Origin of the sequence: Arthrobacter sp. MPF02 (genome assembly GCF_046605375.1) — a bacterium.
Lineage (GTDB): Bacteria > Actinomycetota > Actinomycetes > Actinomycetales > Micrococcaceae > Arthrobacter.
The window spans coordinates 699,555-714,409 of record NZ_CP176772.1; the positions used below are offsets into that span (position 1 = coordinate 699,555).

At 64.9% G+C, this 14,855-nt stretch carries 13 protein-coding genes; 5 read left to right on the plus strand and 8 right to left on the minus strand.

Going from position 1 to position 14,855, the window contains the following annotated elements; genetic code table 11:
* Positions 1-4 precede the first annotated feature (4 nt).
* A complete protein-coding gene (locus ACLH0K_RS03415) occupies positions 5-2,173 on the plus strand; it encodes a glycogen debranching N-terminal domain-containing protein (RefSeq protein ID WP_411375459.1) in 2,169 nt (722 codons plus the stop codon).
* A 10-nt stretch (positions 2,174-2,183) separates the two neighbouring features.
* Here ACLH0K_RS03415 and ACLH0K_RS03420 read toward each other — a convergent pair whose 3' ends face one another.
* From ACLH0K_RS03420 to ACLH0K_RS03455, 8 genes are all read right to left on the minus strand, one after another.
* Entirely contained in the window at positions 2,184-2,717 is a 534-nt protein-coding gene (locus tag ACLH0K_RS03420; RefSeq protein WP_411375460.1) for a GNAT family N-acetyltransferase, read from the minus strand.
* A gap of 13 nt (positions 2,718-2,730) precedes the next feature.
* Entirely contained in the window at positions 2,731-3,747 is a 1,017-nt protein-coding gene (locus ACLH0K_RS03425) for a Gfo/Idh/MocA family protein (protein ID WP_411375461.1), read from the minus strand.
* Between the two features lies 1 nt (position 3,748).
* Complete coding sequence (locus ACLH0K_RS03430) at positions 3,749-4,750, minus strand: sugar phosphate isomerase/epimerase family protein (protein WP_411375462.1); 1,002 nt, start codon at positions 4,748-4,750, stop codon at positions 3,749-3,751.
* Between the two features lies 1 nt (position 4,751).
* A complete protein-coding gene (locus ACLH0K_RS03435; protein ID WP_411375463.1) occupies positions 4,752-5,912 on the minus strand; it encodes a Gfo/Idh/MocA family protein in 1,161 nt (386 codons plus the stop codon).
* Positions 5,909-7,045, minus strand: coding sequence for a Gfo/Idh/MocA family protein (locus tag ACLH0K_RS03440; RefSeq protein WP_411375464.1), 1,137 nt, complete (start codon positions 7,043-7,045; stop codon positions 5,909-5,911). Before ACLH0K_RS03440 ends, ACLH0K_RS03435 begins: the two co-directional genes overlap by 4 nt.
* Complete coding sequence (locus tag ACLH0K_RS03445; RefSeq protein WP_411375465.1) at positions 7,042-7,788, minus strand: sugar phosphate isomerase/epimerase family protein; 747 nt, start codon at positions 7,786-7,788, stop codon at positions 7,042-7,044. Before ACLH0K_RS03445 ends, ACLH0K_RS03440 begins: the two co-directional genes overlap by 4 nt.
* A gap of 104 nt (positions 7,789-7,892) precedes the next feature.
* On the minus strand, positions 7,893-9,065 hold the full coding sequence (locus ACLH0K_RS03450; RefSeq protein WP_411375466.1) for a Gfo/Idh/MocA family protein: 1,173 nt from the start codon (positions 9,063-9,065) through the stop codon (positions 7,893-7,895).
* Positions 9,066-9,155: 90 nt separating this feature from the next.
* On the minus strand, positions 9,156-10,199 hold the full coding sequence (locus ACLH0K_RS03455; protein WP_411375467.1) for a substrate-binding domain-containing protein: 1,044 nt from the start codon (positions 10,197-10,199) through the stop codon (positions 9,156-9,158).
* A gap of 153 nt (positions 10,200-10,352) precedes the next feature.
* On the opposite strand from ACLH0K_RS03455, the gene ACLH0K_RS03460 reads away from it, so the two are divergent.
* The 4 genes from ACLH0K_RS03460 (at position 10,353) to ACLH0K_RS03475 (ending at position 14,622) form a co-directional block, all read left to right on the plus strand.
* Positions 10,353-11,873: a sugar ABC transporter ATP-binding protein gene (locus tag ACLH0K_RS03460; protein WP_411375468.1), complete on the plus strand. Its 1,521-nt coding sequence runs from the start codon at positions 10,353-10,355 to the stop codon at positions 11,871-11,873.
* On the plus strand, positions 11,870-12,943 hold the full coding sequence (locus ACLH0K_RS03465) for an ABC transporter permease (RefSeq protein ID WP_411375469.1): 1,074 nt from the start codon (positions 11,870-11,872) through the stop codon (positions 12,941-12,943). Before ACLH0K_RS03460 ends, ACLH0K_RS03465 begins: the two co-directional genes overlap by 4 nt.
* A gap of 43 nt (positions 12,944-12,986) precedes the next feature.
* On the plus strand, positions 12,987-13,184 hold the full coding sequence (locus ACLH0K_RS03470; protein WP_411375470.1) for a hypothetical protein: 198 nt from the start codon (positions 12,987-12,989) through the stop codon (positions 13,182-13,184).
* Between the two features lie 229 nt (positions 13,185-13,413).
* Positions 13,414-14,622 (plus strand): ROK family protein, encoded by a 1,209-nt coding sequence (locus ACLH0K_RS03475; protein WP_411375471.1) that lies wholly within the window; start codon positions 13,414-13,416, stop codon positions 14,620-14,622.
* Positions 14,623-14,855 lie beyond the last annotated feature (233 nt).

Sequence of the window (14,855 nt, forward strand, 5' to 3'; positions counted from 1 at the left end):
ATCCATGACCGCTTGGAATGAAGACACTGAGGCAGCCGCATCAGAATCCGGTTCCGTCACGGTGGTGGAGGGTTCCTCGTTCTGCATCTCCTCCGGTACCGGTGACATCACACCGGACGGCGGCACGAACGGAGCCTTCTTCCAGGACACCCGGATCATTTCCCAGTGGGTGCTGCGCATCAATGGTGCCCTGAGGGAGCCTTTGGTCGCCCAGCGTCCGCATCCGTTCCAGGCGACGTTCGTAGGCCGGGCCAAGTGGCCTGACGGAAGGTTCGACAGCCCACTAGTGGTCCGGCAGGTGCGGCATATCGGGCCGGGGCTGCAGGACGACATCACCCTGGAGAACTACTCGGGCGAGCATGTTGACTGCGAAATCGAACTCATCGTTGACGCGGACCAGGCCGATCTCTTCGATGTCAAGGGCGGACGCACCACACGGGGGGTGGAAGCCGCCCGCACTGCACAGGGTGACCAGCTCATCATCGAGACGGTGCGCAACGGCCAGCAGCGCGGTACGGCTGTCCGTGCACGCGGCGCCGTTGCCACGGCGGAGGGACTGCGGTTTACGGCCAGCATCCCTGCCCGCGGCAAATGGACCACCAGCCTGATCGTCGTGCCGCTGGTCAACGGCGAAGCACCGGATGGAGCCTTTTCGGAGACAGGAGCGCCGCATCACCGGGAGGGCGTGCGCAGGCACCGGGCCTGGGAAGAGAACGTTCCGCGGATCACCGTGGCGGATGCAAACCTGCAGAACCTCCTGAACCGAAGCCAGAGCGACCTGGGCTCATTGCGTATCTTCGACGCCCACCACCCCGAACGCGCCGCCGTCGCTGCAGGCGCTCCCTGGTTCATGGCCCTGTTTGGCCGGGATTCGCTCCTGGCCTCCTACATGAGCCTGATGGTCGACCCCAACCTCGCCGCCGGTACGCTGCAGACCTTGGCCGGACTGCAGGGAAAGACCGTTGACCAGGACTCCGAAGAAGAGCCTGGCAGGATCCCGCACGAGGTACGCCTTGGCGTGACCGCCGGCCTCGCCTTGGGCGGGACCGCGTATTACGGCACGGCAGACGCCACTCCGCTGTTTGTGGCGCTGCTCAGTGAGTTGAGCAGGTGGGGGCTGTCCCAGGACATCATCAACTCCCTGCTGCCGCACGCCGACCGGGCACTTGAGTGGATTGACAAGTACGGCGACCGCGACGGCGACGGGTTCGTGGAGTACCTTCGGCCGAATGCCCACGGGCTGGTCAACCAGGGGTGGAAGGACTCCTGGGACGGAATCAATTTCGCGGACGGGACCATGGCTGAGGCGCCGATAGCCCTCTGCGAAGTCCAGGCTTACGTCTACGCTGCCTACGTTGGCCGGTCCCTGTTGGCACGGTGGAGCGGCGACACCGAACTGGAGAACCACTGGGCGGAACGCGCCGACCAGCTGAAAGCCGCCTTCAACGACAAGTTCTGGCTGCCGGAAAAGGGATACTTCGCCGTTGCGCTGGACAAGGACAAACGCCCGGTGGATGCCTTGACCTCAAATATCGGCCATTGCCTGTGGGTGGGCATCGTGGACGAGGACAAGGCCGCCTCGGTGGTGGAGCACCTGATGTCGCCGCAGATGTTCACCGGCTGGGGGATCCGGACACTGGCCTCGGATATGGGCGCCTACAACCCCGTCAGTTACCACAACGGTTCGGTGTGGCCGCATGACACCGCCCTGGTAGCCACCGGCTTGATGCGGTATGGATTCGTGGAAGAGGCCCGGCGGGTGGCGGACGGTATTTTTGAAGCGGCCGCGCACTTCGACGGCCGGTTGCCCGAGCTGTTCTGCGGCTTCGACCGCGGCGAGTTTCACGGGCCCGTTCCCTACCCGACAGCGTGTTCCCCGCAGGCCTGGGCGGCGGCTGCGCCGGTGCAGCTGGCCCGGATCCTGCTGCGCTTTGATCCCGATTTCACCCGGAAGGTGGTCCATCTCGCCCCGATCCTGCCTGGCGATGCCGGGGATTTCCGGGCCGAAAACGTCCTGCTGGACAGCTCCCGCGTCACCATCAATGCTTCGGGTACCGAAGGCGGCATCGAGGGACTGCCCCCTGGGCTGAAGCTGCTGGCCGAACCGCGTCCGGCCCTGGACTGGTTGCTGGACCACCCCGCGGGCGGCAGTCCAGCCCGGGCCGGGAACTAACGGTCGCCGTTCAGGGAAGGGCACGCTCCAGCACAAAGTCATGCTCGACCGTGCTGCCCAGCTGGAACGATTTGGTGCCCACCTTGCGGAAGCCGGATTTCTCGTAGAACCGGATGGCCCGCGCGTTCTGGCTGTTGACGCCCAGCCAGGACCCGGCCCCGCCGGCCTCCGCAGCCGCCTGCAGGCTCGCATGCATCAGCTCGGCGGCAGCGCCCAGGCCGTGGTAGTCGGGATGCACGTAGCACTTGCTGAGCTCCACCGACGGCAGCAAGGTCAGCACGGCTGCCACGTCCGGGTCCGATGCCTCCCGGTTCACCAGCAGGCTGTACCCGTTGAGCCGGCCGCCGGAGTCCAGCACCAGGATGGTGACGTCCGGGTCGGCAAGGTAGTGCCGGAATTGCCGCTTACTAAGCGTGTTGGCCAGATGGTCCGCGATGTCCTGCGGCGACGACGACGGCGGGCAGGCGAGCGGGAAGGTGACGGCCGCGAGGGCAGCCAGCGCCGCGGCGTCGTCCGCTGTTGCCTTCCGGATGGTATGGCTCACGGTGCCGTGTCCCCTAAAGCTGCCGGTCGGCGTCGTAAACCAGGCCGATCTGGCGGCGGATCCCGTCCATGGCAGCCATGATGGCCACGCTTTCGCCGGGCGGCAGGAGGTCACGCGCCGTGGCCCCCTCGCGGACCAGCCTTTCCAGTTCAGCCGCCTGGTATTGCATGCCCCTGCCTTTGACGGGTTGGTCGAACCGTTCCACAACGTTGCCCGAGATGTCGTACCGGGTGAACGGGGCGGGGTTGTACCAAACGGGCTCGATTTCTACCCACCCCGCTGTACCGATGATGGCGGCGCGGTTGTTCCCGGCCGAGTCCAGTGCACAGTCCACGAGGGCCTGCTGCCCGTCCGCGTACTCGAAGATCGCCGCGGTCTGCCGGTCCACCCCGGTGGTTGTCATGGCGGCGCTCGTGAGGATCCGCTGCGGGGCGCCGAAAACGTCGAAGGCGAACGAGATGGGGTAGACGCCAAGGTCCAGCAGGGCTCCGCCGCCCAATGCGGGATCGTTCAGCCGGTGTGCCGGGTCCTTGGGCAGGTCCTGGTTGTGGCTGGCCACCACTTTGCGGACCTCTCCCAGTAAACCGTCCGCCAGGATCTTCCGCAGGTGCGCCATGTGCGGCAGGAACCGGGTCCACATCGCCTCCAGCACCACGAGCCCCTTCTCCGCCGCGAGGTCCACGATGTCCCGGGCTTCCCGTGCGTTGATTGTGAAGGGCTTCTCCACGAGCACGTGCTTGCCGGCATTCAGGGCCAGGAGCGCGTTGGCGTGGTGGAAGACGTGCGGCGTGGCCACGTACACCACGTCCACGTCGGGGTCGGCAACCAGGTCCTCGTAACTGCCGTAGGCGGTGGCAATGCCGTACCTGTTGGTGAACGCCCTGCTTGTTTCGAGGGACCGCGAACCGGCGGCCTGGACGGTGAATCCATTGTCGAGGAGATCCTGGACCTGCAGTCCGGCGATGAAGCCGGTGCCGAGGATCCCCCAACGGAGCTGTCCGTCGGAGGTGCCGCTGTTGTGGTTGGGCATGTCAGTCCTTGCTTGCGAAGGCGGCGTCGAAGCTGGCGGTGGAGGCGGGGAAGTCGTACTTTTTGAGGGCGGCGAGGGCTTCGGGGGCGCCGTGGAGGCGGTCCATGCCGGCGTCTTCCCATTCGATGCTGATAGGGCCTTCATAGCCGATGGCGGCCAGGGCGCGGAAGGAGGCTTCCCAGGGGACATCACCGCGGCCGGCGGAGACAAAGTCCCAGCCGCGGCGGGGGTCGCCCCAGGGCAGGTGGGAGCCGAGGACGGTGTTGCGGCCGGTCTGGCGGACCTTGGTGTCCTTGCAGTCCACATGGTAGATCCGGTCCTTGAAGTCCCAGATGAAGGAGACGGGGTCGATGCCCTGCCACATCATGTGCGAGGGGTCCCAGTTCAGGCCGAACGCCTCGCGGCGGCCGATCGCTTCGAGGGTGCGGATGGTGGTCCAGTAGTCGTAGGCGATCTCAGAGGGGTGGACTTCGTGGGCGAAACGGACCCCGCATTCGTCGAAGACGTCCAGGATGGGGTTCCAGCGGTCGGCGAAGTCCTGGTAGCCGGAGTCGATGACTTTTTCCGGGACGGGCGGGAACATCGCGACGTACTGCCAGATTGAGGAACCGGTGAAGCCGACGACGGTATCCACGCCGAGCGCCCTGGCGAGCCGGGCGGTGTTTTTCATTTCCTCGGCGGCCCGGGTGCGGACACCTTCGGGGTCGCCGTCACCCCAGACCCGGGAGCGGACGATGCCCTGGTGCCGGAAGTCAATGGGGTCATCGCACACGGCCTGGCCGGTGAGGTGGTTGGAGATGGCCCAGACCTTGAGGTTGTACTTGTCCAGGATCCGAAGCCTGGAGTCCACGTAGCCGGGTTCGTCCCAGCGCCAGGCATCCAGGTGGTCGCCGGACACTGCGATCTCCAGTCCGTCATAACCCCAGCCGGACGCCAGCTTTGCGACTTCCTCGAACGGCAGGTCGGCCCACTGGCCGGTGAACAGGGTGAACGGGCGGGGCATTTCAGGCTCCTTCGGCTGGCAGTTTGATCAGGGTGCTTTGAGCGGCGGCGGATTCCTCGACGGCGTCCAGGATGTATTGGACGTTCAGTCCGTCCTCGAACGACGGCGAGGGCGGGGTTCCGTCCTTGATGGCGGTGAGGAAGTCCCGGATTTGGTGTGTGAAGGTGTGTTCCCATCCGATGATGTGCCCCTGCGGCCACCATGCCTCGAGGTAGGGATGGTCAGGTTCGGTCACGAGGATCCGGCGGTAGCCCTGTTCCCGGGCCGGGGCGGTGGCATCGAGGAAGCGGAGTTCGTTGAGGTTCTCCAGGTCGAACAGGATGGCGCCCTTGTCGCCGTAGATGTCGATGGTGAGGCTGTTCTTCCGGCCGGTGGCCACCCGGGAGGCCTCGACTGAGGCGATTGCTCCGGAGGCGAGGGACAGGGTTGCCCACGCGGCGTCGTCGACCGTTACGTCCTCCGGGCCGTCCGGGCCCGGTCGCCGGTCCACGAAGGTCCGCAGCCTGCCGCTGACTTCCGTGACCTGGTCCCCAAGGAGGAACAGGACCTGGTCGACGGCGTGCGAGGCGATGTCGCCCAGGGCCCCGGAGCCGGCGGTTTCCTTCCGCAGCCGCCAGGTCATGGGAGCCTGGGGGTCCATGAGCCAGTCCTGCAGGTAGGCGGCGCGGACGTGCCGGACGGTGCCCACCCGGCCATCGGCGATCAGTTTCCTCGCCAAGGCGAGGGCGGGGACGCGGCGGTAGTTGAAGCCGACCATCGATTGGATGCCTGCCGCCCGCGCCTTTGCGGCTGCGCCTGCCATGAGTCCAGCCTCGGACAGCGTATTGGCCAGCGGCTTTTCGACCAGGACGTGCTTGCCGGCTTCGAGTGCGGCGACGGCAATGTCGGCGTGCATCCAGCCCGGGGCACAAATGTCCACAATGTCGATATCGTCCCGGCTGATGACCGAACGCCAGTCCGTGGCTGAATCAGCCCAGCCGTACTTCCCTGCAGCTTCGGCCACAGCGGCGGCGTCCCGCCCCACCAGCACTTTCTGCTCCACGGCAGGGACGTCAAAGAAACCGGCTACGTTCCGCCACGCGTTCGAATGTGCCTTGCCCATAAAGGCGTAGCCGATCATCGCGACGCCCAGCGGACTGGTGTTGCCCGTGCGCGGGCTCATGCGTCCGTTCCAAGGGTGGGTGTCTCCGGTGCCCAGTCTTCGGGAAGGGCCGGGGAGGCCGGGGCGTTGCTTGCGACCCCGACGAAGGTGCCGGATTCCATGGATTCGGCGATGGAGACCATGCTGTCCAGGACATGGTAGGCCAGTTCTCCGGTGGCACGGTGGGGGACACCGGCACGGAGGGAGCGGGCCATGTCCAGCACGCCCATGCCACGGCCGTTCGCCGGTCCGGTGGCCGGGATGCTGGTCCAGTCCTGGTCGCCTGCGCGCCATAGCCTAATGTCGCCGTCGAACATGTTGGGATCCGGCAGGGAGATGGTGGCCTCGGTGCCGGTGATCTCCACGAAGCCCATCCGGACCCGGGGGGACTCGAAGGAGAAGACGCTGTGCGAGGAGGCGCCGGATTCGAACTGCGCCATCGCCGAAACGTGGGTGGGCACCTCCACCGTGAACTCCTCGCCCGCCTTGGGGCCGGAGCCAATCATCCGGACGTCCTTGGCCTTGGATCCGACGGCGGCCACCTTGCGGATGGAGCCGAAGGCCTGGACCAGGGTGGTGAGGTAGTACGGACCCATGTCGAACAGCGGCCCGGCGCCGTACTGGAAGAGGAATGCGGGGTTGGGGTGCCAGGATTCCGGGCCGGGGGTCTGGAAGGTGGTCATCGCGGTGAGCGGGGTGCCGATGTCCCCGCGCTGGATGAGGCGCAGTGCGGTCTGCAGTCCGGCGCCCAGGAATGTGTCCGGGGCGGTGCCCAGGCGGAGGCCGGCGGCGTCAGCCAGTTTAAGCAGGCCAAGGCCGGATTCCCGGTCGAGGCTGAAGGGCTTCTCGGTCCAGACGTGCTTGCCGGCGTTCACGGCAGCGGTGGCGACCTCCACGTGCGCGGCGGGGATGGTGAGGTTGACGATGATCTCGACGTCCGGGTGCTGCAGTGCCTTTTCGGGCCCGCCCCATTCCGCGATGCCGTACTCCTTGGCGCGTGCCTCCGCGGCCTCCTGGAAGAGGTCGGTGACCACATGGACCTCAAGGTCCGGGAAGGTGGTGAGGTTGTCCAGGTACTGCTTGCTGATGTTGCCGGCGCCGATGACCCCCACGCCTACCGGGCCCTTGCGGGTGGATGGTGCGGGGGTGCTCATGCCTTGATTCCTTCGCCGGAGGCGGTGAGGAAGGACAGGCTCTCGGTGATGCCCTCGAAGATGTCCCCGGAGTAGTCGTCGAATTCCACAACGCCTACCTCGAGTGACGTTGCCGCGGCGATGACCTCCGTTACCGGGAGCCGGCCCTGGCCCGCCGGCTGCTGTGCCTTGGTGTCCGTGGTCAGGGGGCCGTCCTTGATATGGATCAGCTTCACCCGGTCACCCAGCCTGGTGAGGAGGTCCACCGGGTCCTGGCCGCCCACAGCCACCCAGTACGTGTCCACCTCCAGCACCAGCCCGGGATCCAGCAGGTCCGCGAAATACTCCAGCGCCGTCCGGCCTTCGATCGTGGACTCCAGTTCCCACTGGTGGTTGTGGTACCCCACCCGGATGCCGTACCCGGCACCCTTCCGTGCCGCGGCGTTGAGCCGGGCCGCGGTTTCCTGGATGTCCTCCGCGTTCTGCCACTGCCCGGCCGGGACGTACGGCTCGATGACCGTGGTGATGCCCAGTTCCTTCGCCGCAGCGAAAATCCCGTCCTGGTCCTGGCTGAGCAGGGGCGCGTGGCCCGACGGAGCGGTGAGCCCGTTTTCCTTCAGCGCTGCTCCGAGTTCCTTGGCCATGGCCACAAAGTTGTAGGGCTCCACCTGTCCGAACCCGATATCGGCCACCCTGCGGATGGTTCCGGGCAGGTCCCCGGCGATGGCGTCCCGGAGGGTATAGAGCTGTAGTGCGTAGGACATATGTCTCCTGGCGTCGTTGGCATGCGCCGTCCGGTGCATGTCCATCCTCTGCAAAGGTAGGAGGGCTTTTCGCGGACGGTCAAGCATAAGTCGTGCACGTGGGACTAGATCGTCTTGGTCCAGACGCTGTCCGCCTCCGCGCTGCGCTCCACGGCGTGCAGTACCTTCTGCACCTGCAGGCCGTCGGCAAAGGACGGCTCCGGCCGGCGCCGTTCCGCGATGGCTTCCACGAAGTCTTTTGCCTGGTGGGCGAATCCGTGTTCGTAACCCAACGTGTGCCCCGCAGGCCACCAGGCGGACAAATAGGGGTGCGCGGGCTCGGTGACCATGATGTTGGTGAACCCTTGGCGGGTGTCCGGTGCCGTGGCGTCGTAAAAACCGAGTGAGTTCATGTTCTCGAGGTCGAAGGAGACGGCGCCGGTTGAGCCCGCAACCTCGATACGAAGCGCGTTTTTCCGGCCGGTGGACATCCGGGTGGCTTCGAACGAACCCACCGCGCCGCCGTCGAAACGGCCAGTGAAGAGCGCGAGGTCGTCCACTGTGACCCGGCCGCGCCCGGCTGAGGCAGTGCCGGCCAGCCCTGAAGCCTGCCCAAGCAGGGGGCGTTCATGGACGAAGGTGTTCAGCAGGCCGCTGACGCCGGTGATCTTCTGGCCCGTGATGAATTGTGCGAGATCCACTGCGTGCGCGCCGAGGTCCCCGAGCGCTCCGGACCCGGCATGGTCTTTCTGCAGCCGCCAGGTCAGCGGCGCTCCGGGGTCCACCAGCCAATCCTGCAGGTACGCCGCACGTACCTGGCGGACCTCGCCAATCGCTCCCGACTGCACCAGGTCCCTGGCAAAAGCCGCCGCAGGAACACGGCGGTAGGTGAAGCCCACCATGGCGAAGACGTCATTCCCGGCCCGGTCGGAGGCTGCAGCCATGGCCTCGGCTTCTTCAAGCGTGTTTGCAAGCGGCTTCTCGCAGAGCACGTGCTTGCCCGCTTCCAGGGCGGCAATGGCGATCTCCGCGTGCGAGCCGCCGGGCGTCACAATGTCGACGACGTCGATGTCGTCACGGGCGATGGCTGCCCGCCAGTCGGTGTCCCACTCCTTCCAGCCCCATTTCCCCGCCGATGCCTCCACACCGCGGGCATTGCGTCCCACCAGCAGGGTCATCTCCGGCCTGGCCGGCAGGTCATGGAACCGCGGGGCAACCCGCCATCCCTGTGAATGGGCAGCACCCATAAATCCGTTCCCGATCAGGGCAACCCTCAGGGATGGTACGTCGTTCAGCATTGTTTCCTCTTTGTCCGGCGGATGGTGGTGAAGCAGTTGGATGGGTGTGGGGCTCCCTGCCGGGGGCAGGGAGCCCCACACCCGGCGGTCCTACGACTCGAAGCCGGTGGGCAGGTACTGCTCAACGTTCTCGCTGGTGACAACCGGCGCGTTGAGGACGATGCGCTTCGGAACTTCCACTTCCACAAGGTCGCTCATGGCCTTGCCCTGGACTACCAGACGGGCCAGGCGGATGCCGTCAGCGGCCTGGGTGGAGGGGTAGATCACGGTTGCGTCCAGGACGCTCTCGTCGGACTGGATCTCGCGCATGGCGTTGGCCGATCCGGCTCCGCCCACCATGAAGAACTCCTTGCGGCCGGCATTGTCGATGGCAGCCAGCACGCCGATGCCCTGGTCATCGTCATGGTTCCAGATGGCGTCGATCTTCGGGGCTGCGGACAGCAGCTGCGAGGTGGCCGCTTCGCCGCCCTGGACGGTGAAGTCGGCTGCAACGCGGTTGTCCACGTTAAGGCCGCATGACTCCAGGGCGTCGGCGAAGCCCTTGCTCCGGTCCTGGGTCAGCGGCAGTGAGTCGATGCCGGCGATCTCCGCCACGACTGCATTCTTGTTGTCTCCGAGCTTTTCGCAAATGTAGGTTCCGGCGCTGACGCCCATTCCATAGTTGTCGCCCAGGATGGTGGTGCGCGCCGCGAACGGACTGGAGAACTCGCGGTCAACGTTGATCACGGGAATGCCGGCTTCCATCGCCTGCGTGGCAACCGGCGTCAGCGCGGCGCCGTCGGTGGGCAGCAGCACGATGGCGTCCACCCGGTCGTTGATGAACTGCTCCACCTGGCTGATCTGCAGGTTGGCGTCGTTGGTGCCCTCGGCGACCCGCAGGTCGATGTCCCCGTACTTCTTTGCTTCCGCAATAGCTGCTGAGTTGATGGCGCCAAGCCAGCCGTGGTCAGCCGCCGGTCCCGAGAAGCCGATGACTACGGTGTCACCCTGGGCCTGGTTGCCTTCGACCGATGCATTGGTGGGCCCCGCGTTGGTACCGCTGTCACCTTCCGTGCATCCGGTAACAAGGGCGCCGACAGCAAGAAGGGCAGCGGTGGTGACGAGCATCTTCCGGCCCGTACGAACTGCAAGCATGTGTTTCTCCTCAATGAGTTAGGTGCGTCTTCGCCTGCTGCAGCATGCTCTTTCATGCCCGCTAGTGTGCGTGACTGCTGTCACAATAACAGAAGATTGGCATAAATCGACGACCTTGTACCGATCGCCGACATAATGTGTTAGGTTCATCGCATGTTCGAAGAAGATCAGCCACGGCCGTTGCTCGAAGTCCGGGGACTCACCAAAGGATTTGCTGGAGTGCAGGCGCTTAAGGGTGTCGATCTGCAGGTGCTTCCTGGAGAAGTCCATTGCGTTATGGGACAGAATGGAGCCGGCAAATCCACCCTCATCAAAACCCTCTCCGGCGTCCACCAGCCCGACAGTGGCGAGATCCGCTGGGAGGGCAAAGCGATTACACTTCCCCGCCCCACAGCGGCTCTCGACCTGGGCATCGCCACGATGTACCAGGAGCTCGACGTCGTTGACGGGCTTTCTGTGGCCGAGAACATCTTCCTCGGCCACGAGCGGGCAACCGGCGGCGTCCTCCATGTGAAAAAGGCGAACGCCATTGCCCGGACCCTCCTCAAGCGGCTGGGCCATGGCGGCCTGTCGCCGTCCACCGAAGTGGGCACCCTGTCCGCGGCCAACAAGCAGATCGTCAGCATGGCCCGCGCACTGTCGCGGGACACCAAGCTGATCATCATGGACGAGCCGAGCGCCATCCTTGACTCCGGAGAGGTTTCCAACCTGTTCCGCGTGGTCCGTGAACTCACAGCGCAGGGCATCGCCGTCGTCTACATCTCCCACCGTCTCGAGGAAATCCGCCAGATCGGCGACCGCATCTCCGTGATCAAGGATGGGCGCAGCACGGCAAACGGCCTGAGCGTCACGGATACACCAAAGTCCGAACTCATCCGCCTGATGACGGGCCGCGACGTCGAGAACGTGTTCCCGGAGAGGAAACCGGTCCCGGTGGATGCCCCGGTAGTGCTCGAAGTGGACAACCTGGAGCTTCTTGGGCACTTCGACAAAGTGAGCTTCACTGTGCGGGCCGGTGAAATCCTTGGTTTCGCGGGACTTGTCGGCTCCAAGCGATCCGAAATCCTCGAGACCATCTACGGTGCGCGCAAGGCTTCGTCGGGGAAGGTTTCCGTACAGGGCAAGGTGCTCCGGCCCGGCTCGGTGACGTCCGCTGTGAACGCCGGGATTGGCCTTTCACCCGAAGAGCGCAAGAGCCAGGGGCTGATCCTGGATGAGCCAATCTTCAAGAACGTGACGCTCTCGACCTTCGAGCGGTTCGCGCGCGGCGGGTACTTGAATGAGTCTGCTGAGCGTGGGGCAGCCCGTGAGCAAATCGCTGCGCTGGAGCTGCGCCCGGCTGATCCGGAGCGTCCTGCCCGCACGCTATCAGGCGGAAACCAGCAAAAGATCCTGCTCGCCCGCTGGCTGGTCCACGGCACCTCGGTGCTGTTGCTGGACGAACCCACCAGGGGTGTGGACGTGGGTGCACGCGCTGAGATCTACGCCCTCATCCGCAAACTTGCGGCAGCCGGAACGGCGATCATCGTAGTGTCCAGCGAAATAGAGGAAGTTTTGGGCCTCGCTGACAACGTCCTGGTCATCGACGACGGCAAAGTCCTCACCCAAGCGAAAGCAAGCGAAATCGACGAGCACGGAGTGCTCGACCTCGTCATGAAGGGAAGTGCCGCGTGAGCGAGCAGAACACCAAAGTGGCTGAGCCGGTCATCAAGGCCCCGGCCGGCCACACCACATCCAAGGCAAACCCCCTCCAAAGCTTCCTGAAGGGGCCCGCCGGCCGGAGCCTGGGGCTGGTGATCGCCCTTGCGCTGCTCTTCGTGGTTGGTGCCGTCACCAGTGGAGACCGGTTCCTCAACTTCGAGAACATGCTCACCATCTTCCGGTACGCCTCGATCATTGGTGTCATCAGCATCGGCGTCACATTCGTCATCACAGCGGGCGGCATCGATCTTTCCGTGGGTTCGGTCCTGGGCCTGACCACCGTTATCGCCAGCCTGACCAGCGTCCAGATGGCTGCCACTCAATCGTCCTGGATCCTCATGGTTCTTGTCGCACTCGCCGTTGGCGTGGTCGCCGGCCTTATTAACGGAGTGGTGATCGCCTACGGCAACGTGGTGGCCTTCATCGCCACTCTCGCCATGCTGGTAGGGGCACGAGGACTTGCCGAACTCATCTCCGGGCGCAGCACCCAGATTGTAACCAACCGGGACTTCCTGCGGGTCATGCGCGCCGAAGTCCTGGGCGTCCCGCTCCTGATCTGGATCTTCGTCATCGTGGCAATCGCGGGATGGTTCCTCCTCAACCGCACCACCTTCGGGCGCCGCACAATTGCCATCGGCGGAAACCTGGAAGCAGCCCGGCTGGCCGGCATCAAAGTCAAGCGCCACCTCGTCTACCTGTACGTGCTTGCCGGACTCGCAGCAGGCATCGCCGGCGTCATGATGCTTGGCCGCACCACAGCGGGCACCTCCACGCACGGCCTCCTTTACGAACTCGACGCGATTGCCGCCGTCGTTGTTGGCGGAACGCTCCTCATCGGCGGGCGGGGAACGATCATGGGCACAGTCCTGGGCGTGCTGATCTTCAGCACGCTGACCAACGTCTTCACCCAGAACAACCTGGACACCTCCGTCCAGGCGCTTGCGAAGGGCCTGATCATCGTGGTGGCAGTCCTCCTGCAGCAGCGTTTTGCAGCGCGCGGGCCGCGCAAAAGGGAAAAGCCAGGCCTGCGGACGGCCGCGTAAGGCGTAGGGCCTGGGCCGGGGGCGACGAAGTGGAGGGGCTGAAGTGGGATTCCTGAACGCGGACTACGCACCGAGCGGCAGCGCGGACCTCGGGCTCGTCGAGGATACGCTGCAGCAGTTCTTCGCTGACGCCAAGCTGCGGGCCGTCTCGGTGGACCCGGCCTACCTCCACCTCGGCGGAACGGACTTTTCCAGTGCCGCAGTGCAGGGAGCGTCGTCTCCCTGCCGAATCTCTCCCTGATTGTCCTCGAGACTTCTGCGGATTCTCGTCCTCGCGGCGTTGGCGGATCCAGACGCTGCTGCGCACCCCCCGGAACCCGCGGTCGGGGGAGAACGTGCCCTTGACTCGGCCCTCTCCATGAGAACCGGAGGGGAGGGGCTAAAGCGAACAATGCCGAGACTGCGTGCCCGGGGTTCCGTCCGTCTCGGATACCGGCCTGTTTCGTCGAAAGGTGTGCTGTAATTAGTCGATGAGTGACATAAGTACCTTCAATGGATTGGGTTCGTCGGGGGCAAGCGAGCTGTTTCAGATTCTTCGTGATGGACGCCCGCGCACCCGGACCGAGTTGGCGGAACAGATGGGGCTAGCCCGGTCCACCATCACGCTCCGTATCGAGGCGCTCATGGAACTGGGGCTTGTCGGCTTTGTGGACGACGCCGTCTCGACGGGGGGCCGCCCCTCTTCCCGGATCGCGCTGAAGGCGGGCAGCAAAATTGTGCTGGGAGTGGATATCGGCGCCTCCCACCTGCGCCTTGCTGTTACGGACCTCGCGGGACACCGCTTGAAGCAGGCAGGGCGCTCCATCGAGGTAACCAAGGGCCCTGACGTCGTCCTGCAGGCCGTTGTTGAGCTCGCTGCCGAACTCCTCGAAGACTCCGGAAGGGACATGGCAGACCTCCTTGCCATTGGCATCGGGCTGCCCGGGCCAGTGGAGCACAGGACAGGCAGGCCTATCAATCCTCCGATAATGCCCGGCTGGAACGGCTTCGACGTCCCGGGCTACCTCCAGGGCCATTTCCAGGTTCCAGTCCTCGTGGACAACGACGTGAACATAATGGCGTTGGGCGAGCGAAATGTTGCCTGGCCGAACGTGGACGACCTCATCTTCGTGAAAGTTGCGACAGGCATCGGCTCAGGCATCGTCTCCAGCGGCATGCTGCAGCGCGGCGCAGACGGAGTTGCCGGGGATATCGGACACATCCGGGTGCATAACGGTTCCGGGATCCCTTGCCATTGCGGAAATAAGGATTGCCTCGAAGCAGTGGCGTCAGGGCCTGCGGTGGCGACGAAGCTCCGCGCGCTGGGCCTGGAAGCGAACACCAGCGAGGACGTTGTGCGGCTGGTCGGTGCCGGGGCGACAGAAGCGGTGCACGCTGTCCGCCAAGCGGGACGGGATGTGGGTGAGGTCCTTTCAGCCTGCATCAGCCTGACCAACCCGTCTGTGATCATCATCGGCGGGTCCATGGCCCTAACGGGCGAACACTTCATAGCGGGCATCCGCGAGGTGGTTTACTCCCGAACAATCCCGCTGGCCACCCAGCACCTCCAGATCGTGCAGTCCACCTCCGGATTGGATGCAGGCGTACTTGGCGCTAGCATGCTGGCGATTCATCATGCCATGTCCCCGCAACGCATCGACGCCATGGTAATGGCGTTATCCGGTGCCGCTGCAGGTTAGGGTCGAACTTGTTTCTCATAGTCCTTAGACTTCCGCTCAGAAGGCAACAAAACCGGAAATAGTGTGCAAGTCAGAAGCCACGTCAACGTAGGCAATTTCGAGGACGGGCCGCCGTCGCCCGGCAGGTCCGGAGCAAACACTGATAGCTTGGGCTTCGGAGCGGCAATGAAGCGCGCGACATTAGTGAATTCGGGCAGCAATACAAGGCACGCCTCCACCAAGACTGCTTGCCC